Source organism: Paraflavitalea sp., from assembly GCF_059502485.1.
In genome coordinates, this window is record NZ_JCACET010000008.1 from 1,137,152 (window position 1) to 1,158,869 (window position 21,718).

At 47.4% G+C, this 21,718-nt stretch carries 18 protein-coding genes; 8 read left to right on the forward strand and 10 right to left on the reverse strand.

Annotated elements, in window-relative coordinates; translation table 11 throughout:
• Positions 1 to 96: 96 nt before the first annotated feature.
• The 5 genes from AC5JBY_RS07480 (at position 97) to porN (ending at position 7,234) form a co-directional block, all read left to right on the forward strand.
• The gene (locus tag AC5JBY_RS07480) at positions 97 to 2,157 is read left to right on the forward strand and encodes a thioredoxin domain-containing protein (protein ID WP_495903942.1); all 2,061 of its coding nucleotides are present in this window, start codon (positions 97 to 99) and stop codon (positions 2,155 to 2,157) included.
• Between the two features lie 153 nt (positions 2,158 to 2,310).
• The gene (porK, locus tag AC5JBY_RS07485; RefSeq protein WP_495903943.1) at positions 2,311 to 3,585 is read left to right on the forward strand and encodes a T9SS ring complex lipoprotein PorK/GldK; all 1,275 of its coding nucleotides are present in this window, start codon (positions 2,311 to 2,313) and stop codon (positions 3,583 to 3,585) included.
• 138 nt (positions 3,586 to 3,723) lie between these two features.
• On the forward strand, positions 3,724 to 4,494 hold the full coding sequence (porL, locus tag AC5JBY_RS07490) for a type IX secretion system motor protein PorL/GldL (protein WP_495903944.1): 771 nt from the start codon (positions 3,724 to 3,726) through the stop codon (positions 4,492 to 4,494).
• Between the two features lie 82 nt (positions 4,495 to 4,576).
• Positions 4,577 to 6,160: a type IX secretion system motor protein PorM/GldM gene (porM, locus tag AC5JBY_RS07495; protein ID WP_495903945.1), complete on the forward strand. Its 1,584-nt coding sequence runs from the start codon at positions 4,577 to 4,579 to the stop codon at positions 6,158 to 6,160.
• Between the two features lie 24 nt (positions 6,161 to 6,184).
• A complete protein-coding gene (gene porN, locus AC5JBY_RS07500; protein ID WP_495903946.1) occupies positions 6,185 to 7,234 on the forward strand; it encodes a type IX secretion system ring subunit PorN/GldN in 1,050 nt (349 codons plus the stop codon).
• A gap of 327 nt (positions 7,235 to 7,561) precedes the next feature.
• On the opposite strand, the gene AC5JBY_RS07505 is transcribed toward porN, so the two are convergent.
• From AC5JBY_RS07505 to AC5JBY_RS07530, 6 genes are all read right to left on the reverse strand, one after another.
• Positions 7,562 to 8,299 carry an MBL fold metallo-hydrolase gene (locus AC5JBY_RS07505; RefSeq protein WP_495903947.1) on the reverse strand — a complete coding sequence of 246 codons (738 nt, stop codon included), beginning with the start codon at positions 8,297 to 8,299 and terminating at the stop codon, positions 7,562 to 7,564.
• A 66-nt stretch (positions 8,300 to 8,365) separates the two neighbouring features.
• Positions 8,366 to 9,703, reverse strand: a complete 1,338-nt coding sequence (rodA, locus tag AC5JBY_RS07510; RefSeq protein ID WP_495903948.1) for a rod shape-determining protein RodA — start codon at positions 9,701 to 9,703, stop codon at positions 8,366 to 8,368.
• A gap of 6 nt (positions 9,704 to 9,709) precedes the next feature.
• Positions 9,710 to 11,776 (reverse strand): penicillin-binding protein 2, encoded by a 2,067-nt coding sequence (gene mrdA, locus AC5JBY_RS07515; RefSeq protein WP_495903949.1) that lies wholly within the window; start codon positions 11,774 to 11,776, stop codon positions 9,710 to 9,712.
• A gap of 70 nt (positions 11,777 to 11,846) precedes the next feature.
• On the reverse strand, positions 11,847 to 12,380 hold the full coding sequence (gene mreD / locus AC5JBY_RS07520; RefSeq protein ID WP_495903950.1) for a rod shape-determining protein MreD: 534 nt from the start codon (positions 12,378 to 12,380) through the stop codon (positions 11,847 to 11,849).
• Positions 12,373 to 13,224, reverse strand: a complete 852-nt coding sequence (gene mreC, locus AC5JBY_RS07525) for a rod shape-determining protein MreC (protein ID WP_495903951.1) — start codon at positions 13,222 to 13,224, stop codon at positions 12,373 to 12,375. The genes mreD and mreC overlap by 8 nt, the downstream gene beginning before the upstream one ends.
• A gap of 97 nt (positions 13,225 to 13,321) precedes the next feature.
• The gene (locus AC5JBY_RS07530; RefSeq protein ID WP_119053129.1) at positions 13,322 to 14,347 is read right to left on the reverse strand and encodes a rod shape-determining protein; all 1,026 of its coding nucleotides are present in this window, start codon (positions 14,345 to 14,347) and stop codon (positions 13,322 to 13,324) included.
• A 441-nt stretch (positions 14,348 to 14,788) separates the two neighbouring features.
• Between AC5JBY_RS07530 and AC5JBY_RS07535 the strand changes: the two genes are divergently transcribed.
• Genes AC5JBY_RS07535 through AC5JBY_RS07545 form a run of 3 tightly spaced genes read left to right on the forward strand, consistent with a single transcriptional unit; the run spans position 14,789 to position 16,708 of the window.
• Positions 14,789 to 15,340, forward strand: a complete 552-nt coding sequence (locus AC5JBY_RS07535) for an RNA polymerase sigma factor (protein WP_495903952.1) — start codon at positions 14,789 to 14,791, stop codon at positions 15,338 to 15,340.
• Positions 15,341 to 15,375: 35 nt separating this feature from the next.
• Positions 15,376 to 16,266, forward strand: coding sequence for a hypothetical protein (locus tag AC5JBY_RS07540; protein ID WP_495903953.1), 891 nt, complete (start codon positions 15,376 to 15,378; stop codon positions 16,264 to 16,266).
• 10 nt (positions 16,267 to 16,276) lie between these two features.
• Entirely contained in the window at positions 16,277 to 16,708 is a 432-nt protein-coding gene (locus tag AC5JBY_RS07545) for a hypothetical protein (protein ID WP_495903954.1), read from the forward strand.
• Between the two features lie 153 nt (positions 16,709 to 16,861).
• Here the strand turns inward: AC5JBY_RS07545 and uvrC are convergent, their stop codons facing one another.
• The 4 genes from uvrC to AC5JBY_RS07565 form a co-directional block, all read right to left on the reverse strand.
• Entirely contained in the window at positions 16,862 to 18,688 is a 1,827-nt protein-coding gene (gene uvrC, locus AC5JBY_RS07550; RefSeq protein ID WP_495903955.1) for an excinuclease ABC subunit UvrC, read from the reverse strand.
• A gap of 77 nt (positions 18,689 to 18,765) precedes the next feature.
• Positions 18,766 to 19,377, reverse strand: coding sequence for a hypothetical protein (locus tag AC5JBY_RS07555; protein ID WP_495903956.1), 612 nt, complete (start codon positions 19,375 to 19,377; stop codon positions 18,766 to 18,768).
• A 78-nt stretch (positions 19,378 to 19,455) separates the two neighbouring features.
• A complete protein-coding gene (locus AC5JBY_RS07560) occupies positions 19,456 to 20,946 on the reverse strand; it encodes a hypothetical protein (RefSeq protein WP_495903957.1) in 1,491 nt (496 codons plus the stop codon).
• Positions 20,947 to 21,027: 81 nt separating this feature from the next.
• Entirely contained in the window at positions 21,028 to 21,609 is a 582-nt protein-coding gene (locus tag AC5JBY_RS07565) for an RNA polymerase sigma factor (RefSeq protein WP_495903958.1), read from the reverse strand.
• Between the last annotated feature and the right edge of the window lie 109 nt (positions 21,610 to 21,718).

Here is a 21,718-nt window from a genome sequence, read left to right on the forward strand (position 1 = left end):
ATATTCATCGGACATATGTTGAACATTGAGCATTTTTGCCTGTAATGTTCAATGCTCTACCATTAGGACAATTTTCAATTTTAACTGATCTATTCAATGGCTACAAACAGGCTTATTAAAGAAAGCAGCCCTTATTTATTGCAGCATGCTCATAATCCCGTGGATTGGTATCCCTGGGGAGAAGAGGCCTTGAACAAGGCCAGGACAGAGAATAAGCCAATCCTGGTTAGTATTGGCTACGCAGCCTGTCACTGGTGCCATGTGATGGAAAAAGAGAGCTTCGAAGATGAGACGACGGCTGCTTTCATGAACGAATATTTCATCAACATCAAGATCGACCGGGAAGAGCGGCCCGATCTGGACCATATCTATATGGATGCTGTGCAAACGATGACCGGCAGCGGTGGTTGGCCATTGAATGTATTCTTAACGCCTGCCGGTAAGCCTTTCTATGGCGGCACTTATTTCCCTCCCAAAGCAGTTTTCAACAGGCCCTCCTGGCAGGATGTGCTGGCAGGGGTGAGCAATGCTTTCCGGGAAAAGCGGGAGGCGATCGATCAGCAGGCTGAAGACCTGACGCAGCACCTGGTGCGCTCCAATGAGTTTGGTGTGCAAAGCGTAGCTGGCCTGGAGCTTGATTTTGATGCACTCTTCAACCGGGAAAAGGCCCACCTCATGTTTGAGAACATCATGAAAACGGCCGACCAGGACGAGGGCGGCTTTGGCCGGGCGCCCAAGTTCCCACAGACGTTTACGATTCAATTCCTGCTTCATCATTTTCACTATACCAAAGAACCCAGGGCTTTGCAACAGGCTTGCCTTAGCCTCGATAAAATGGTGCTGGGTGGCATTTATGATCAACTGGGTGGCGGCTTTGCCCGCTATGCCACCGATGCGGCGTGGCTGGTGCCGCACTTTGAAAAGATGCTGTACGATAATGCGCTGCTGGTGATCGTGCTGTGTGAAGGCTACCAGCTTACGCATGATCCGCTGTATGAAAGGGCTATCCGCCAAACGCTGGCTTTCGTGGAGCGCGAAATGCTGTCGGAGGAATACGGATTTTATTCGGCGCTCGATGCCGACAGTGAAGGGGAGGAGGGCAGGTTTTATGTGTGGGACAAACAGGCTATCGATGCGGTCCTGGGCGAAGAGTCGCCGCTATTCTGTGCGTTTTATGACGTGACGGAGGAAGGCAATTGGGAACATAAGAACATCCTGAATATTAAAACGCCTCCGCAACAGTTTGCAGATCAACATGGCCTGAAGGTGGAAGACTTGTGGCAGCGGATGGACAAGTGCCGCGGTCTGCTGATGCAGGTCAGGAACCGGCGTATACGTCCGCTGCTGGACGACAAGCAGCTGCTTGGCTGGAATGCGCTGATGAATCATGCCTATTGCAAAGCTGCCGGGGCGCTGGGTAGTGACCATTACCGCGAGGTGGCTGTGCGGAATATGGAGTTCATACTTCAACGTTTTCAGCTGCCGGACGGCTCGTTTGGGCATACCTACAAAGGAGGGGATGCCAGGTTTCCGGCCTTCCTGGACGATTATTCTTACCTGATCCAGGCATTGTTGCAGCTACAGGAGATCACGGGGGATGCCGCTTACCTGCATACTGCCAGGGCGCTTACGAACCGGGTTCTCGATAACTTTAGCGAAACTGATACAGGTTTTTTCTTCTTCACACCAACCGGACAGCCCGATATTATCGTACGTAAGAAGGAAGTGTATGATGGAGCGGTACCCTCGGGTAACGCAGTGATGGCCATCAACCTCTATTGCCTAGGTATTATTTTTGATGTACCCGGATGGCGTGAGCGAAGTGTGCAGATCTGTGCTTTGTTACAACAGACAGTTACCCGGTATCCCGGTTCTTTCGGTGTGTGGGCTACGATGATCCAGGCCCTCACTTATACCGTTCCGGAGATAGCGATTATTGGCGGGGATTTTGCAATGCTTCGCGAGGATGTTTTACGACGATTTATCCCTATTCACGTACTTCAGTCCGCTCCCTCTGAACCCACAAGCCAGGAATTTCCCATGCTGGTACAAAAGCCTTACTCGTCGGACGCAGCCATTTTTCTGTGTCGGGGATATGCTTGTCAACAGCCTGTAAATGAGGCAGATGCATTGGTGAAATTATTGGAAAATGTGTAAAACTTAATATTTTTCGGTATACAATAATCTGGTTTCACGCATCGTTTATTCCTATGCTGGAGTTCTGTATTGCAGTTTTAAAAAATAAATTCTAAACTTGTGATGAAGTCGGTAAAACATTATTTTTGCCCAATACCCTTTAATATGATGAAAATGAAAAACCTATCCGCCTTTACAGCTATTGTGGCTATGGTTTCCATTGCTACAGGATGTGGGCTGGGGAAGTCTTCCAAAGGTTTGCCGAATGATGGCCAGCTCTATGGGGTCGCTCCGGCAAGCAAGTACAATTTGACCAAGCCCCCCGGCATGGTGTACATTCCGCCTGGAACCTTCCACATGGGACCCAGCGATGAAGACGTAAACTACGCTTACACTGCACGGAACAAACAGATCTCCATTAATGGCTTCTGGATGGATGCCACAGAAATCACCAACAACGAATATCGTCAGTTCGTACAATGGGTACGTGACTCTATTGCCGCTGTACGTTTACAGTACGGTAAGGAGATCGACGGTGTGTTCGTGATCGACTGGAAGAAAGCTAAGACCATTAAATGGAATGACAAGGCTACCATTGAAAAGATCGACAACATGATCCTGACTCCTGAGAACAGGATCTTTGGTAAAAAAGATATCGATCCTACCAAGATTGAATTCCACTCTGAGATATTCGATCTTAAGGAAGCTTCAAAAAGAGAGAACGCAACTGTTTCCCGTTCTAAGTTCATCAAAAAGAAAGATGTAAAGATCTATCCTGATACGCTTATCTGGATACGTGATTTCAGCTATTCTTATAATGAACCAATGACCAAGCGCTATTTCTCTCACCCTGCTTTCGGTAACTATCCCGTAGTTGGTGTGAGCTGGAAACAAGCGACTGCGTTCTGCGAATGGAGAACTCACTACCTCAATTCATTCCTCGAAAGCAAGAAAAGGCCTACTGAATCGGATTTCCGTCTGCCTACCGAGGCTGAGTGGGAATACGCTGCCCGTGGCGGTCGTTCACAATCCATGTTCCCTTGGGGTAACTATTACCTCCGGAACAAGAAGGGTTGTTTGCTGGCCAACTTTAAGCCCGGGCGTGGTAACTATCCCGAAGACGGCGGTTTCTACACAGTACGTGCTGATGCTTACTGGCCTAACGACTTCGGACTGTATTGCATGGCAGGTAACGTGGCCGAGTGGACCTCTTCTCTGTATTACGAAGGTGCTTACAACTTCCAACACGATATGAATCCTGACATCCGTTTCAATGCGGATGACGCTGATCCTCCCCGTATGAAACGTAAAGTAATTCGTGGTGGCAGCTGGAAAGACGTAGGTTATTACCTGCAAACCAGCACCCGTAACTACGAGTACATGGACACTGCCAAGTCTTACATCGGTTTCCGTTGTGTAATCGACTTGCCTCCGATGCAGAGAAAATAAGTTGCTGCTAAGAGTACTATTTCTAACTGTTTATGCGTTTTGATGGCGGTGTAATACACTGTGGTCAAGATAATAGTATTGTTTTCTCTATTTTAACCCTATAAAATCCGTTTTCTAACCATTTAAACAATTAAAATTATGGCTGGAGTTTCTAAATCTACCGAAAGAGTGGTGAATGTGTTTGTTTGTATGGGCGCTGCTATCGTAATCTTTGGTGCCTGGCAAAAAATCACTCACCAGGCGCTTGCTGACTTCTTCTTAACAGCCGGCCTCATTACCGAAGCTGTTATCTTCGTGGTGTACGCTATCTTACCACCTCCGGGTTCTGAGATGCATGCAATTGCAGAAGCATTACCCAAACTGGCTGGTGGCGCATCATCAGCAGGAAACCCAGCTCTCGATAAGATGGATAAAATGCTCCAGGAAGCTGATATCACTCCAGCTAACCTGAGCAAATTGAGCGATGGCTTTAAAAAGTTAGGTACTTCAGTTGACAAGATTGCTGATGTATCTGATGCTGTAAAAGCTACCAGCGATTATACTAAGAAAACCGCTGAGGCTGCAACTGCACTGGAATCTATGAAGAATGCTTACCAGGGCGCTACAGCAACCATCACGCATTTCAATTCTGCTGCCGACAGCACTAAACAATTCCATGAGCAGGTTCAGGTATTGACCAAAAACCTGGGTTCATTGAATGCTATCTATGAACTGGAATTACAGGATACGAATAATCACCTGAAGGCTATGAACACATTCTATAGCAACCTGGCTGAGGCTTCTCAGACTATGAAGGGTAGCGTAGATGATGCCAAGAAAGCACACGAGCAGATCGCCAAGCTGAGCAGCAACCTGGGCAGCCTGAACACGATCTATGGTAACATGCTCAATGCTATGCAAGGCCGTTAATCCGGTGATCCATATCCTGTATCCATGAAACAGAGAAGCTCCGTTGTTAAAAAGAATTGTTTAAACTGAAAAACCTACATCTATGGGTTTACCCAAAGAGCCCCGGCAGAAGATGATCAACATGATGTACCTGGTGCTTACAGCGCTCCTGGCACTCAACGTATCATCTGAAATCCTTAACGCGTTCAAAGTTGTTAATGTCAGCATTGCTAACTCCAATGCTGTAATTACTGAAAAGAATAATGCTACTTACTCGTCTTTTGCTGACAAAGCAAAAGATCCCCAGACAGCTGCTAAAGCTGCTATCTGGGCACCTAAAGCAGAAGAGGTAAAGAAAATATCTGCAGACTTGTACAACTACATCGAGAACATCAAGACGGAAATGAAAAAGAAGTCCAAGCTTGAGATCAAGGATGGTGTTGAACATTATTCTGAAGATAACCTCGATGCTCCTACTGCCCTGATGGACAAAGAAGGAAAAGGTAAAGAACTCTATGACAAGCTGGTCGCTTATCGTAAGAATGTGATCGGTGTGTTGAAGCCCGAGGAATTTGCCGATAATCCTAAGTTTCAGGAAGACCTGAAAAAAGACATTGAAGCATTCAATAAGAATCTTCCCATCAATATGAATGTGCCCAAGAGCCAAAGCGGTAAAGAGTACAGCAATGATGCGAAAGGTTGGACTACCAACTATTTCCACATGACGCCTACTGTTGCTGCTATGACCATCCTGAGCAAATTCCAGAATGATGTAAAGAGCTCTGAAGCGCAAATGGTAGATTACCTGCACTCACAGATCGGTACCGTTAAACTGGTATATGATAAGTTCCAGGCTATCGCCACTTCGAATACTACTTACGCTATGCCTGGTGACAATATCGAGATCACTGCTGGTGTAGGAGCTTTCAGTGATGCGGCCAAGCCAAGGATCACGATCAATGGCGCCCCTCAAGCACTGGGTAGCGATGGTACTGCGATCTTCAAGACCACTGCAAGCGGTACTGGTGAGCACTCTGTGAATGTTCATATCGAGTTCAACAAGCCCGACGGCTCTGTTGATAAGGTAGACAAGAAGGTAACTTATACAGTAGGTGTTCCTTCAGGCGCCTCTGTGTTCCTTCAAAAAATGAATGTACTGTACATTGGCGTTGATAACCCGCTCACCATCTCTGGTGGTAGTGTAGGTAGCGAAAAAGTACAGGTAAGTTTCTCTGGCGGTGTGCCTGTTTCCAAAGTAAGTGGCGACAGCTACACGATCAAGCCAAAGAATCCCGGTATGGCTGAAATTACTGTAACTGCCAATGGCAAACCTTATAAGTTCCCAATGCGGGTTAAATTCTTACCTCCTCCTACAGCCTTCATTGGTGCTAAGAAAGGTGGTAACATTTCCTCTGCGGAGCTGAAAGCTATCGGTGCTGTAATTGCCAAGCTGGACTCTGACTTTGAAGCGCCCTATAAAGTAGTTAGCTACCAGGTAGGTGCAGTAGGCGGTCCGATCCAGATCTATGCTGAAGCCATCAACAACGGTAACCGTTGGAGTGGTTCTGCTGAGTCACTGATTGGCCGTGCAGGTCCCGGAACACGCGTATTCTTTGATAAGATCCAGGTGGTTGGTCCCGACGGACGCCAACAGGAAATTCCAGGTATGCAGTTCCAGCTTAAATAATAACTTATTAAACAACAAGGGATAATGAAGAACCGTATTATCAAATTGTGTTTGCTGCTCACAGTGATGGCATTTGCTACTGTGGATGCCGACGCGCAGGCTAAAAAGCCAAACAGGCCCGCTAAAAAGCGTACTACAACTCCTGCAAAGAAGGGTAGTACGACCAGCAGGAACAATAATGCTGAGAACAACGCAGCTATTACACCTCCTGTTGATACTGTTAAGCCGGCTGCTCCCCCTCCTGTAGCAGAGATCAAGATCTCCGCGATCAAAAGGTCACTGCGCAATGATAATGCCATCGAACGTAACCTGGTGAAAGACCGGATACCGTTGTCTTATGAGCACATTCGCGAAGATGATGCGGCCTACCTGCAGCGTGTATGGAGAGAGATCGACGTACACGAAAAAATGAACCTGCCATTCGTTTATAAAGCTGATGGCGATCAGGGTAACCAACGGTTCATTAATATTCTGCTGAGTGCTATCAAGAACGACAGCATCACAGCATTCTCTGCAGAAGATGACCGGTTCACTACTCCCATGACCTTCAATCAGATCTCCGAGCAGCTTGTTGCCAAGCCACGTGTCATTCAGGTGCCTGACCTGGTGCAAGACCCGGATGGTTCTAAAGGTATCATGAGAGATACAACCATCATCGAGGAATTCAATCCCGATAAAGTTGAAAGATATTGGGTTAAAGAAGACTGGGTATTCGACAAGGAGTCTTCCAGAATGCACGTACGGATCTTAGGTATTGCCCCGCTGAAAACAGTAACCAACGAAGACGGTTCTTTCCGTGACGTTACGCCTGTTTTCTGGGTATATTATCCTGACCTGCGCTCCACTTTTGCCAAACACGAAGTGTACAATGGTAAAAACTTCGGCGCCCGTATGAGCTGGGAAGAACTGTTCGAAAGCCGTATGTTCGCCAGCCGGATCATCAAATCGACGATCAGCAACCCGAACGACGAGTTCATTAAGTCATACATTAAAGATCCTATTCTGGCATTGCTGGAAGGCGAGAACATTCGCGAGCGGATCTTTAACTATGAACAGGACCTCTGGTCTTATTAAACTTAAAATTAATACCAGCAAAAGGCACCGTAGTTTTACGGTGCCTTTTGTTTTTTATTTCAGTAACTACGTAACCCCTTAAAAATGAGTACTATTTTGGGCAAATGGGAGGAAGAAAAATTTTTAAAATACCCACTATCAGGTATTGTTTTGTGGGTTTGATTCACTATTTTTACAATGGTTTTTCATAGGATATTGGATTTTAAAAACGGGGCTGGATTTCTATCCGGGCCCCTTTTTTATTATATACATTTGTTATATATGGTGCGTGTTTTTACGAACACAGATTGCGGAATCCACTATGTATATTTTACACTTTTCGGCAAATCAGAAACTCCACACAGGATTTTTTACATCATGGTAAAACAGGAACGTCCATTTTTCTTCTTCGCCTTGCTTCCACCACTGTTGCCGTAGCTCCATACACTTTTTTCCGTCATAATCGTACTTTGCTACAAAGCGACTACGCATTTGTTGTAGCTGTGGCGCATCATCACCTCCAAAGAATACCCGCTCGCCACCATCTACGATCCAATACACCTGGTGCCACGGACTATGGGCTGCCGTTACTTCGTATTTAATGTAACCATCGATCACACCATTGCCATCCAGCCAGGTAACCTGTGGTGAGTTGCGTAGTGCTTCCAGTTCTTCGGGTATATAAGAGGGAAAGCCTTTCTCGAAGGCAAATTCAAATTCCTTACGTTGTATGAAGTAAGTGGCTTTCGGAAAACTCAGCTGACCTGAGGTGAGATCGGGGTTACTGATGCCGCCTGCATGGTCTTTGTGCAGGTGTGTCATTAGTACTTTGGTAACTTCCGAGGGATTGATGCCGTTGTTGATGAGGTTTTCATGGAGTTGCAACCTGCCTTCCGGCGTTTTGAAGCCAAGACCTGTATCCAGCAGCAGCACATCTTCGGAAGTAATGACCACAAAGGGCTGCACTTCTACCAGCAAGCTGCCTGTGGGCCTTTCCTGGAGTTCATCGGTGGAGGTATCAAAGGGAACGAACAGCTTTGTTTTGTCGATCGTGAAAGTGCCTTCGCTTAACGGAATGATTTTCATGCTGCAAAATTGCGGGTATTTTCTTTACCGCAATAGCATTAAAACAGGTCTTCCGCCTGTATTGTTTTAGCGGAGCACCATCTGCCGGTCGGCGTCCAGCCGTATCAATATGAACAGCATGGTAGAGAAGGTGAGGAGTGAGGTTCCTCCATAACTGATAAAAGGTAAAGGGATACCGATCACAGGCGCCAGACCAATGGTCATACAAACATTGATGGCAATATGGAAGAAGAAGACGGATGCAACACCATAGGCATAGCAGCGGCTGAAAACACTTCGCTGCCTTTCTGCAATGTTTACGATCCGCAACAGGAGAAACAGGTAAATGCCCAACACCAGGGAACTGCCAAGGAAGCCGAAGCCTTCTCCAATGGTACAGAAGATGAAGTCGGTGCGTTGCTCGGGCACGAAGTCGAAACGTGTTTGAGTGCCTTGCAATAATCCCTTTCCACTGAAACCGCCAGAACCGATGGCGATCTTACTTTGCCGCACGTTGTAGTCGACGTCCTTCTTGGTGGCGGCAACAGGCTCTTCGCCTTCTACCGTATTAAGCCTGGCATAAGGGTTCTCTTTACCGATGAGGGAGAATATACGTTCCACCTGGTGCTTTTGCAGCACTTTGGTGAAGAGAAAGGGCACAACAAACACAATGGTGATAATACTCAAACCCCAGATAAGTCCCACGGAAAGCAACAATCTTCTTCTGCGCTTGATCTGCTTGCGCATGAGGTAGATCATCGTTACTGCGATGGCCGAAAGCACCAGCGCCAGGATGAATTTATCTACCAGCAGGGTAGCTACTACCAACACACCAACCGAAAATCCGATGATGAGGTAGCCAGCAGGAAAGCCTTCCCGGAACATAACGAGGAAGAAGGCAAAGAATACAAGGGCCAATCCCGTTTCCTTTTGTGCGATGGTAATGGCTGCCGGCGCTAAGATGATAGCTGCAGCGATCAGGTGTGAACGGGGTGTAGTGAAATCTGTTTCTACCCGGGAGAGGTATTTGGCCAATGCCAGGTTTACAAATATTTTACACATCTCTGCCGGCTGAAGGTTGAACCCTCCAAGACGGATGATGGACTCTGTTCCTTTTACCTCCGTGTGAAATGGGAATACCAGCAGGAGCATGAAGATGCCTACCGCATACCATATATTGGCAGTAGCGGTAAAGAATTTACTATCGGTAAGCAAAATGAACAGGCCCAATACAATGGAGCCTATAAAAAAATAGAACTGTTTGCTATAGTCTGTCTTAAATCCAATGAAGCTTTGAACCACACTTTCCCCTTCCCGATAGGTAACGGAAAAAATGCTCAGTAGACCAATGGCTACTAAGGCGAGGTAGAGCCAGATCAGTACCCAGTCAACACCTTTTGATATAGCAGGATTTCGTTGGCTCATACCGGTTTAAGCAAGGATATTTTTGTTCGTGAATAATTTAGGATCTGGTACTACAAAGGCATGCCTTGTTTTCCCTTCTTTAGACCGGGGAAAAGGTGGTCTGCTACGTTCCCGGTTGAATTTCTTGATGGCAGAGCTGTCTCTATATCTGTTCAACCAGTTTTGTGCCCTGGCCGAATCTTCGATGTATTGCAGATAAGGGATGTAAGACGGCAGCAGGCTGGAGCCGGCAATTCTGTCTACTTCTTTTAAGCGCTCGGCGGGAAGGCTGTCTTTCAGGTACCTTTCCATCATGAGGCCTGCGATAGGAGCTGCCCAGGTATTACCAAAGCCGCTGTTCTCAACGATGACGGCCAATGCAATTTTAGGATCTTCCCGTGGTGCGAAGCATACGAATACGGAGTTATCGTCGAGCTTGATCCTTTTTCCTTGTATGATACGGAACTTTTCGGCGGTACCTGTTTTACCGCAAACGTTGATACCGGGTATCTTGGCGCGCGAGGAAGTTCCATCGATCACCTGTTGCATGCCCCTGTGAACAGCTTCATAGGCGTCGTCCGATATCCGGGTCAGCACTTCATGTTTTTGCTTGAATTTGTTCAGCAAGGTGTCGGAAGCTAATTGTCCGTCTATCTGTTGCACGAAGTGAGGTGTATAATAGAAACCTTTGTTGGCAACGATGCACATAGCATTAGCCAACTGCAGGGGGGTGGCATTCATCATATCCTGTCCAATGCCCAGCGTAAGGTTGGTACAGGAGTTCCAGGAGCCGCGGTATATAGTATTATAGCGGCTTGTATCCGGAATGAGGCCGGGTGCTTCGCTCGTAAGGTCTACGCCGGTACGTTGGCCAAGGCCGAATGCATTGAGGTATTCCCTCCATTTCTCATAACCTTTCTTCACGCCCCTGAATTCAGGGTTGTCCACTGCATTGCGGTATACCTGCACAAAGTAGGAGTTACAGGAGTTGGCAATCGCCAGTGTGAGGTTGGCAGCGTGGCCCGGGTTGTTGTGGGTACAGGCAGGCTTGCCGTGTCCGCAACCGAAATACCTGCCACCACAGGGATAGCCATAAGAAGGCGTGATCACGCCTTCATCCAGCGCAACCAATGCACCCAATGGTTTAAAGGTAGAACCAGGTTCATAGTTACCCTGTATAGCCCTGTTGAGAAGCGGGCCTGCTACATCCAGCGTAAGCTGGCCATAGTTCTTTTGCTTATTAGGACCGGTAAGGCTGTTGGGATCGTAGTTGGGACCGGAGGCCATGGCGAGGATGCCTCCAGTTTTAGGATCGAGCGCTACGATAGCGCCTACTTTGTTGTTGATGAGTTTCTCGGCCAGCTGCTGCAGGTCCATGTCGATATAGGTACGCAGGTTGCGTCCTGCAATAGCGGCAGTATCGCGCCGGCCATTCTCATAGCTGCCCACGAGACGGTTACGGTTGTCCTTGATCATGTATTGCACCCCACGCTGACCCATGAGCACCGACTCGTAATAGGATTCCAATCCACTGCGGCCTACGTAGTCACCCATCCTGTAAAAGCCACGTGAGCGTTTAATGATGGAGGAGTCGGCTTCTCCGATATATCCTAAGATGTGAGCTGCTGCATTGAAGGGATAAACGCGTACGGGACGTTCTACCAACGCAAAGCCGGGAAACTTCCAGATGTTCTCGTCCAGGCGCGCGTGCAATTCGGGTGTCAACAGATCCTCAAAGATAGAAGGTCGGTAAGGACCGTTCTTGAAGCGTGCTTCCAGCATACGTTTCCGGTATTCTGCCGTATCGATGCCCAGTACATCGCAAAGGCTGAAGGTATCAGTATGCTTTGATTCGTTGGGAGTCACCACCAGGTCATACATGATGGTGTTATTGAGGATGGCCCTGTTCTTCCGGTCGAAGATGATGCCGCGGTCGGGATAACGTACTTTGGGAAACACGGCATTGTCCATGGCAAGTTGTTCGTATTTGCCGGAGATCACCTGCAGGTTTAACAGCTGTACCAATATAATGAAGAATATTCCCAGGAAGATGAGCCGGATAATATTACTGCGCGATTGGTTAAATAGAGCCATAGGACTGTGTACAAGATTCTTAGATCAATGTACAAATTAAGTGTGAGTATTTGTATTAATTGTTGTTTCCCTAAGCAGTATTGGTCCTGAATTTTTCTTTACGGTAAAAGAGCAATTCGGTGATCAATATTAACAATAAACTAATGCCGGTTGTTGCGAGCACTTTACCCAGGAAAAACCAGAACGAGCCAAAGTTGAGCCATTCGAGAAATACCAGGTAAGTATTGTGCAGCAACGTTAAGATAAGGATGTAAGTAGCATAAGGCGCCAATCCCATACTGGTGATGGAAGGCGATTTATAGTTTTGTTCAGCGCCTTCCTGCGGGATAAGAATGTTGATGAGGAAGGGGCGCAGGTAAGCTATCAAAACGCAGGGGGCAGCATGCAAACCAGGGTGGTTGGTAAAGAAATCCAGGGTAAGGCCAAACAGAAACCCTACCAGGGTGAGGGTACCACGGGAAATACGGAATGGCAGCCACAGGATGTACAGGAAGTAAATGTAGGGAACTATAAAACGGTGTAATGGTGGTATCTCGAATAACACGTACACCTGTATGAAGATGAATATGGCGAACCGGATAATATTTTTAACGAGATCACTCATTGGTTTTAATAGCCTCCTCCAGCTTTTTTTGCTCTTCCTTCTGCAGGTTTTCTATTACGGTTACATGCTCGAGGTTATAAAAGTCGGTAGCTGTCTTTAATTTAAGCGTATAGAAGTTACTGCTCTTGTCGTCCATGATCTCGGCCACGGTTCCAATCATGATACCTTGTGGAAACCGACTGGAATACTGGCTGGTGACAATGGTATCTCCTTTGTTGACCACTATGCTTTTGGGCAGGTTGATCATGGTAACGAATCGGGGATCTTTTCCATCCCACAGTACCTGGCCAGTCTCAACACTCTTTTTCAGCCTGCCGCTTTGACGGCTTTGGTTATTCAGCATGCTCATCACAATGGAGAAATCCTTGCTGGTGTAAATAACGGCGCCGGCAATACCAGTGGGGCTGATGACACCCATATCTTTTTTGATACCCTGGGCTTCTCCGCGGTGGATAGTGAAATAGTTGTTCTGGAAGTTGGTGGAGTTGTTGACCACCTTGGCTGTACGATACAGGTATTTGCGATACTTCGCCAGGCTATCGTAGTTGGCAGAATCCGTGATCATACGCTGGGTGCTATCGGGTGCGTCGTAGTTCTGGCGTAGCTGGTTGCGCAGTTGTTCATTTTCCATCACCAGTGCTTCGTTCGCCTTCTTGAGCTTGAAATAATACTCTACATTATTGTATTTCTCATTGATACGGCCTGTTACCTGATTGGCCACGCCCATGAAGGCAGCTTCATGGAAACGGTTATAATGGAACAGGATGTACAATGCCACCAGTTGCATCACTATGAAGAACAGGAAGTTAAAGTACCTTCTGATGAAAAGGAAGATATTGCGCACCGACGGTATAGTTTATAAGTTGAACAGTTGAAATGTTGAAAAGGCAAAGAACAGGCCATTCCTTTTTAACCCGTCAACTTTTCAACCTTTCAACTCTTTATCGCATCACAAAGGGATAGTGTTCGTAGTTCTTTAACGCCAGCCCCGTACCGCGTACCACGCTCTTCAGCGGATCATCGGCCACGTGCACCGGCAGTTTGATCTTTTGGCTGAGCCTTTTATCCAGACCACGCAGGAGGGCGCCACCACCAGTGAGGTACAAGCCGCGGCGATAGATATCCGCTGCAAGTTCGGGCGGTGTCATTTCCAGTGCTTTCAGGATAGCTTCTTCGATCTTGAAGATGCTTTTATCCAGTGCTTCTGCAATTTCCTGGTAGCTTACCATGATCTGCTTGGGAATACCCGTTACAAGGTCACGGCCGTTAACGGGGATATCATCGGGTGGGTTGTCGAGGTCTTTCATCGCAGCGCCAATGTTGATCTTGATCTGCTCGGCAGTACGCTCACCGATCAGCAAGCTATGGTAGCGGCGGAGCGCTTCCATGATGTCGGCAGTGAATTCATCACCGGCAATACGGATACTCTGGTCGCACACGATACCTGCCAGGGCTATCACAGTAATACCAGTGGTACCACCACCAATATCGATGATCATGTTTCCAACAGGTTCTTCAACATCGATACCAATACCCAGGGCCGCTGCCATCGGCTCATGCAGGAGGTATACTTCTTTGGCGCCTGCCTGTTCGGCACTGTCGCGAACGGCACGCTTTTCCACCTCAGTAATGCTGGAGGGGATGCAGATCATCATACGCCAGCTTGGGGGGAACAATGGTTTTTTGGGGTAGATCATTTTGATCATCTCCCGGATCATCAGTTCGGCAGCGTTGAAATCGGCGATTACGCCATCCTTCAACGGACGAACGGTGCGTATACTTTCATGGGTTTTCTCGTGCATCATCAGCGCACGCTTTCCTACGGCCAGTACGGTTTTGGGGTTATTGCGATCCAGTGCAACGATGCTTGGTTCATTCACTACTACTTCATCGTTATGGATAATGAGGGTATTGGCTGTACCCAGGTCTATGGCAATCTCCTGGGTAAAAAAGTTGAATAAGCCCATTTTAAAAGGTCAGATTTTTGGATATGAATATAATGCCTGCAAAATTGATGCAAATAATCCGAATTAACAAAGTGTAATCCCGCTGTAGGTGCGGCCAGGACAGTATTTTTTCAACATCTGTGAATTCTGTTGTTGCCTTTTCCCCTTCTTTGGCCGAGATTGTTCTTTTGACAATGCGGTTGCCTGCTGTTGCACTAACGTGCGATATCACTGTTAATTGTTTGTTGTTGTTGATTTCTTTGATAAAGCACTAAGCGAAAAACAACGAGGTATTGCAACGCAAAGTAACGAAGAAAAAGATGAAACTCGTGTCACGGTTATGTCGTGGAATTTACCAGTGCTTATACTTGCTAATACTTTCTTAAAGCAGCTCCACGTTTTAAACCAAATGGGTTAATTTTATTCCAATTCATATTGCTGACCAACCATAAATGCTAACCTATGGCAGTTACTACGCAAGACAGTGAGTTGCTGGTCCAATTCCGCAATCCTGCCACCAAAGAGAGTGCTTATACATCCATCATCCGGAAGTACCAGGAAAAACTATACTGGCATGTTCGTCGTATGGTGATCGAACACGAAGATGCCAACGATGTGTTGCAAAACGTGTTCATCCGGGTATGGAATGCACTGGAGAATTTCAGGGAAGATTCACAGTTGTACACCTGGCTATACCGTATTGCTACGAACGAAAGTCTCACTTTTCTGGAGCAGCAAAAAAAACGGTCATCTGTGCCGTTGGGAGATGTGGAAAGCGGACTGGAAAATAAGATCAAGGCCGATAAGGATTTCGATGCCTCCAAGCTGGAATGGAAGCTACAATTGGCCATTCAGCAATTGCCTGAAAAACAGCGAATTGTGTTCAGTTTAAGGTACTACGATGAAATGCCGTACGAGGAGATGTCGAAGGTATTGGAAACCTCCGAAGGAGCGCTCAAAGCTTCCTACCACCATGCGGTAAAAAAAATCGAAGATTATATCCTGAACCATTAAACTTTACTTAACAAAAAAGGTCTCATATAGCGGTCATGGAACACAGTGTCAACATATTAAGCGAATTACAAGCCATCAGCCCCGAAGTGGCCCGGATTGGCAGGCAACTTCCCTACGAAGTGCCGGCCGGTTACTTCGAAGGGCTGGCTGCGCAGGTAATGCAGCGGATCCGGGAGGAGGAAGCTGCGCTGCCGCCTGTTTTGCAACAGGCAGGCACCAATCCCTACTCGGTACCAGCTGGCTATTTTGATCAGCTGGCCGGTAATATCCTGGCGCGGGTAAAGGCGTCGGATAATGGACTTACAGCCCAGGAGGAGCTTTCCATGCTTTCTCCGCTGTTGAGTAAGCTCGATAAAAAAATGCCCTTTCAGGCGCCTGCCGGTTATTTTTCCGACCTTTCTGATAATGTTGTTTCCGGTGTGCAGGCCATCGATTTCGTGAATGAAGAACTGGAAAACCTGTCGCCACTGATGACAGGATTAAAGAATAAGCAAGTGTATGAAGCACCTGCTGGTTATTTTGAAGCGCTGCCCGGCCAGGTAATGGACAGAGTAAAAAAAATGAATGAGCCAGCCAAGGTGATATCCATTGGCTTTGGACGTAAGCTCATGCGTTATGCCGTGGCTGCAGCATTGATCGGTATTGTGGCAATAGGCGCCTGGTGGTTTGTGGGTGGAAAACCTGGCAGTGGTTCTATCGATGAAATAGGGTTAGCTTCAAAAGAAGTAGACAAGCTATCTACAGAAGAACTGCAAAGCTACCTCGACGAGGTGCCTGTGGCAGTGCCTGCCGACCTGCTGGCAGCCAATACCAAACCGGAGATCGAAGAAAGTGATATGAGTGATATGTTGCAGGATGTATCAGACGAAGAAATTCAAAAATACCTGGACCAGAATCTGCTTTCAAAAAACACAGGTACAAACTAACTTTACGACCATGAAGAAGCTTTTATTGATATTAACCCTTTTCCTCACTACCGGCATGGCTGTGCTTGCACAGGATGACGATGGTGATAAAAAGACCCCGGGGGGCAGAGTAGAAGCGCTGAAGATCGCTTACCTGACCCAGAAGCTGAACCTTTCACCGGAAGAAGCCCAGAAGTTCTGGCCTGTTTATAACAAATATGCCGCTGAGATCCGTAAAGTACGCGTTGATGGCAAGTTGAATAATGAGAAGGAGATCGATATCGAGGAGAAACTGCTGGCTATCCGCAAAAAGTATAACAGCGAGTTCAGTAAAGCCCTGTCGGCCGAGAAAGTAAATGCCTTCTTCAAGGCAGAAAAGGAATTCGGTACAGTACTTCAAAAAGAATTGTTGGAGCGCCGGCAGCAGCGGCTGGAAAACCGGAAGCGGCTAAACAACAGATAATAGTTTATCTCACTTAGGTGTTTTTTCATAGGTTAGCACGGCCGGCTCTGTTGAGGGCGGGCCTTTTTAGCGGTTAGCTTTTAGCTGTTAGGAGTTAGCCCCTTTCTTCGCTAAAAGCTAATACCTAAAAGCTAATACCTAAAAGCTAATGGCTTAAGCATTATCAGTGGGCTCGCCAGGTTGTGTAAAATGTGCACGAATAAGCTTCGCTTTGGAAGCCCCTACAGCCTTGGTCAGGTCCTCTTCTGATAATTCCCTGATACGTTTTACAGACTTGAATTCCTTCAACAACTGATCGGCCGTATTCTTGCCGATGCCTTTGATTTGTTCCAGCTCATTCTTAAAAGTGCCTTTACTGCGTTTATGCCGGTGGAAGGTGATGCCGAAACGGTGCACTTCGTCACGGATGCGTCGAATGAGCTTAAGGCTTTCGCTGTTATAAGGCAGCTTGACAGATTCCTGGTCGCCGGGAAAGAAGATCTCTTCTTCGTTTTTTGCCAACCCCACAACGGTCATAGTGCCTTGTAATCCCAACTCCTCGATACTTTCCAGCGCGGCGCCCAACTGCCCCTTGCCACCATCGATGATCACCAGTTGAGGAAAAGGCTGCTGCTCGTCCTGTAGCCTTTTATAGCGGCGGTATACCACTTCCTTCATGGTGGCAAAGTCATTGATACCTTGCACCGTTTTTACGTTATAATGCCGGTAGTCCTTTTTACTGGGTATGCCGTCTTTAAAGCACACCATGGCCGAAACAGGATAGCTACCCTGGAAGTTGGAGTTATCAAAGCATTCTATATGAACAGGTGCTAAAGGCAGCTGAAGGTCTTCCTGCAACTGGTACAACACTTCTTTGCGCTCCCAATCGTCCTTACCTTCCAGCTTCAATATCTTCTTCCTCTTCAGCTCTTCCTGGAAGTAGTTCACGTTCTTTTCAGACAGCTCCAGCAGCTTCTTTTTATCGCCCCCTTTAGGTATGGTGAGTATTACGTTGGATTCCGTGTAGTCTACCTCGAAAGGAACGATGATCTCCGACGAGAGGCTGTTGAAGGTAGTGCGCAATTGACCTATGGCAAAAGACAGCACCTCCTCATCCGGCTCGTCGAGGTGGGTTTCCAGTTGTGATGTATGCGTTTGTACGATGGTGCCGTTTTGCACCATCAGGTAGTTCACGTATGCCTGATCGCCGTCGCGCAGCAGAGAGAACACGTCCACGTTGGTAAGGCGGTTAGTAGTAATAATAGATTTAGCCTGGTATTGCTCGAGGTGGTCGAGCTTTTTGCGGATGATCTCGGCCTTTTCAAAAGCCAGTTCCGCTGCCGCCGCTTTCATTTCCTCCTTGAAGTGCTGAATGACCGGGCTCAGGTTTCCTTTCAGGACATTGCGTATCTGCTGCAGGCCATCACGATAATCTTCTGCACTTTGTAACCCTTCACAGGGGCCTTTGCAGTTGCCCAGGTGGTATTCGAGGCAGACCTTGAACTTCTTCTTTTGAATGTTATTATCGGTAAGGTTGAGCTTGCAGGTACGCAGCGGTATGTTGTTGCGAATAAAAGCGATCAACTCCCGCACCCGGCCTACCGAGGTAAAAGGCCCCAGGTATTCCGAACCGTCGGCAATCACGGTACGGGTAAGGAAAATACGCGGGAAAGGTTCTTTTTTAATAACGATGTAAGGATAGGTCTTATCATCCTTCAGGTTGATGTTAAAACGGGGCTGGAACTGCTTGATAAGGGAGTTTTCCAGCAAAAAAGCATCCTGCTCCGAGTCTACAATGGTAAACTCGATGTGGTGGATACGCTGAACCAGCTCATGCGTTTTGTAGGAGGTAAAAGTCTTTACAAAATAGGAACTTACCCTTTTACGCAGGCTTTTGGCTTTGCCTACGTATAAGAGGGTGTTCTGTGCATCGTAATACTTATAAATGCCTGGATTGACCGGGATGGTATGCGCTATGTTTTGAAACTCCTGTGCCGTCATATCTTATCTGCCACGCAGTAGGGCAGGGTGCAAATTAGCGAATGGACGCGAATTCCCAAGAGTGTGGCCGGCCGCTGCTACTCGCCATAATATTCCGGGGCCCAGATCAGCTTTTCGATGCTGGTAGTAGGCGTTCCCTGCTTTGGCTGGCGCATAGTAATGATATAAAAATACTGCCGGGCTTTCCAGGTTAGCTTTTGCTGCACAACAGTGTCGCCTGCTGCCCACTCTTTTTCGAAGTAAAACCTGTTCACCTGGGAGTTGACAGGATTGATGTACACTACTACATTGCGAAGAGTATTGGAAGGGTCTTTGGGTGCATACATAAACTGGACCATCTCGGTGGTGGCGTCCAGGAGAGAGGTTTCGGTAAACGACTGGCGGAAGGCGCTGGTTTCCAGTTCGGGCATGAAGAATACGTTGGCAGCCTGTTTAAACGCCGGAAGTTTGATAAAGAGGGAATCTTTTTTGCCGTTAACGGTGGTTTTCTTCAGGATACCCCCACCAAAAGAGTCTACGCGGAGCAGGTCCTCGCGCAGGAGGCTGGTTATCGGCAGGAAAGAAGCAGTGTCCGGGGCATGTTGAGCGGTGTCTACACCTGTGCTGGTAGTGGCGGCAGGCGGTTGGCTGCCTTGGTTCTTACAGGATGCGAGGATAATGATAGCCAGTAATACCGGGAAAAACTTCATGGATCGAAAATAGGTGAAAAATAAAAAAAGCTGCTGTTGGTAATAACGGCAGCTTTTGTTGCTAATTGTGTATATGCCTTAGCGGATAGTTTTGGTTACGCCTATCTTGATACCATATTCCATCAGGTATTCACGGATAGGATACTCTTTCACGTAACTGGACAGCAGTTGGTATCGGAATTGCGGACCAACCTGCCATTTCAGGTCGCCCGATTTATAAGCAAGGAATATTTCCCCGCCGGTATTGAGGTTCCACCTTCTTACGAGAGATGGTTCTTTGGTGTAATTCTTATAGTCGGTAGTGATCAGGTACGTTTGCCTGTTGATCATGTAAGTAGGCTGTATCGTAGCCGCGGCGCCTATCTGTAGTTTGCCATTGCCGATCAGGCGCAGCTGAAGGCCCACTGGTACAGACAACTGGAAATATTGATTTTGCAGGCTTTCCGACATATCGCCGCCGAAATTCCGGATGCGGGTGTAGTTGATAAGTGAATCGGTGTGGCCGGGGGTGCTGCTGTTGAGCGCAATAGTCGCTACGTCGGTTGAATAAGAGCCATAAGCCTCGATAGCATAACGCGAATAGTTGAACTGGGCGCCGGCCTTGATCTGCAGGTCCTTGTTCACAGCATACAGGAAATGGGAACCCAACTCAAAACCCAGGGCTGGTTTATGATTTACCAGTTTATTGGGATCGCCCGCTACATTCTGGGCAATCGGTACATTCTTGATATCAGATGGGATCGAAGCATCACTTCCCTGCAGTTTGCGATAGTTCATAGTGGGGGCAAATGACAACTGCCAGCTGAGGCGTTTCATTTTAGGTACCGCAAGGTTGTAAACAGCATATTGCTGCAGCCAGTTGATCCTTTCCTCGTCTTCCTTTTCCGGGCTGAGAACAGTTTCTTTTGCAGGCGTTGCCGGTTTTTGTTCCTCTTCAGGTGGCGCTGCCGGATACTGTTCGGTAACGATGATCAGCGGCTTGTATTCTATAGATGATGTGCTGTTCTTATTATTACGGGCAGTGGCAGCAGTTAGCTTATCGGCCAGCAAAGTGTTGTTGGATGTGGCCTTGCTCTGGCGGCTGGCTGGCTCTTCTGTGCCGGCAGTTTCATGAGCCGTTTCGGCAGTGGCGGCGATGCTGTTAACAGTCACAACAGTGGGGGCAATGCTGTTGGTTGCTTCATCGGCATATCTATCGGGATTCGTAACGAACGAGCGTGGTGTGGTAGCCGGGCCGTTGCGCGCACCTTTTTGCGTGATCTGTGTAGAGAAAGGAATTACTACAGCAGGCTTATTATTGGCGTTGTCGTCGGTGGAGGCAATACGGGGGGCAGGGTTCAGCTGAGCAACGATCTTCCTGTTGCCGGTAGAAGGCGACAGGAGTTGAACGATGGCATAATAAGTGAGGCCGGCAATAAAGAGAACGAAACTAAGCCAATACCATTTTCTGCGGGTGTGCAATGAGCGGTTTATCCCCTTCCATACCTGGTCGGATGGATACATTTTGTATTGATCAGCTTTCTCTCTAAGCAGGTCTTCAAGTTCATCATTGTAAAAACCGCGCTCCATAATCGTTGGTGTTTGTACGGGTGTGCTTTTTCAAAGGATTAGTATTCATAGCAACAATCTGGGGTTCTCGTATATGCATAATTACTGTCCCGCGGTCATGCCCAGCCAGCTGATCTTCTCTTTTGGCTTCTGGATAATTTTCTTCTTGACCAGTATATCTTCCAACATTTGCCGTGCCCGGGTGTACTGGGAGCGGCTGGTGCTTTCTTCTATATCTAACATGTCTGCGATCTCTTTATGCGAATACCCTTCCACAGCGTACAGGTTCAACACAGTCCGGTATCCGATAGGCAACAGGCGTATGCATTCAACCACCTGCTTCGCCTGTACTATAGAGGGAACGGATTCTTCCCGTACCTGTATAGTAGTTGCGTGAATGATATCCACGCTTTCATTAAACTTCTTATTTTTCTTCAGGTGATTGATGCAGGTGTGAACGATGATGCGGCGTATCCAGCCTTCAAAAGCGCCTTTGTTTTGGAAGGTGTGTATTTGTGAAAATACCTTGATAAAACCTTCCTGCAGCATGTCCTCTGCATCTTCCCTGTTGTGGGCAAACCTGTAACAAACAGACAACATCTTCGGGCTATACCGTTGGTATAATTCCCGCTGGGCAGTTGTATTGTTTTGTAAACAGCCTTGTAAAATGGCGTCTTCGGTCATATAAACCGTTTGGTTGCCCTGTAATTTAGACAATTTCCTGCAGTAAAAGCTGCGTACCGTGGAAAAATAATGCTGATCAAGTGGGGCGAAAGGTTGATGGGGCGGGCGA

Excerpts from the sequence above, each read along its gene's own strand:
- AC5JBY_RS07480 (WP_495903942.1), top strand. The coding sequence starts at position 97 with ATGGCTACAAACAGGCTTATTAAAGAAAGCAGCCCTTATTTATTGCAG.
- porK (WP_495903943.1), top strand. The coding sequence starts at position 2,311 with ATGAAAAACCTATCCGCCTTTACAGCTATTGTGGCTATGGTTTCCATT.
- porL (WP_495903944.1), top strand. The coding sequence starts at position 3,724 with ATGGCTGGAGTTTCTAAATCTACCGAAAGAGTGGTGAATGTGTTTGTT.
- porM (WP_495903945.1), top strand. The coding sequence starts at position 4,577 with ATGGGTTTACCCAAAGAGCCCCGGCAGAAGATGATCAACATGATGTAC.
- porN (WP_495903946.1), top strand. The coding sequence starts at position 6,185 with ATGAAGAACCGTATTATCAAATTGTGTTTGCTGCTCACAGTGATGGCA.
- AC5JBY_RS07505 (WP_495903947.1), bottom strand. The coding sequence starts at position 8,299 with ATGAAAATCATTCCGTTAAGCGAAGGCACTTTCACGATCGACAAAACA.
- rodA (WP_495903948.1), bottom strand. The coding sequence starts at position 9,703 with ATGAGCCAACGAAATCCTGCTATATCAAAAGGTGTTGACTGGGTACTG.
- mrdA (WP_495903949.1), bottom strand. The coding sequence starts at position 11,776 with ATGGCTCTATTTAACCAATCGCGCAGTAATATTATCCGGCTCATCTTC.
- mreD (WP_495903950.1), bottom strand. The coding sequence starts at position 12,380 with ATGAGTGATCTCGTTAAAAATATTATCCGGTTCGCCATATTCATCTTC.
- AC5JBY_RS07530 (WP_119053129.1), bottom strand. The coding sequence starts at position 14,347 with ATGGGCTTATTCAACTTTTTTACCCAGGAGATTGCCATAGACCTGGGT.
- AC5JBY_RS07535 (WP_495903952.1), top strand. The coding sequence starts at position 14,789 with ATGGCAGTTACTACGCAAGACAGTGAGTTGCTGGTCCAATTCCGCAAT.
- AC5JBY_RS07540 (WP_495903953.1), top strand. The coding sequence starts at position 15,376 with ATGGAACACAGTGTCAACATATTAAGCGAATTACAAGCCATCAGCCCC.
- AC5JBY_RS07545 (WP_495903954.1), top strand. The coding sequence starts at position 16,277 with ATGAAGAAGCTTTTATTGATATTAACCCTTTTCCTCACTACCGGCATG.
- uvrC (WP_495903955.1), bottom strand. The coding sequence starts at position 18,688 with ATGACGGCACAGGAGTTTCAAAACATAGCGCATACCATCCCGGTCAAT.
- AC5JBY_RS07555 (WP_495903956.1), bottom strand. The coding sequence starts at position 19,377 with ATGAAGTTTTTCCCGGTATTACTGGCTATCATTATCCTCGCATCCTGT.
- AC5JBY_RS07560 (WP_495903957.1), bottom strand. The coding sequence starts at position 20,946 with ATGGAGCGCGGTTTTTACAATGATGAACTTGAAGACCTGCTTAGAGAG.
- AC5JBY_RS07565 (WP_495903958.1), bottom strand. The coding sequence starts at position 21,609 with ATGACCGAAGACGCCATTTTACAAGGCTGTTTACAAAACAATACAACT.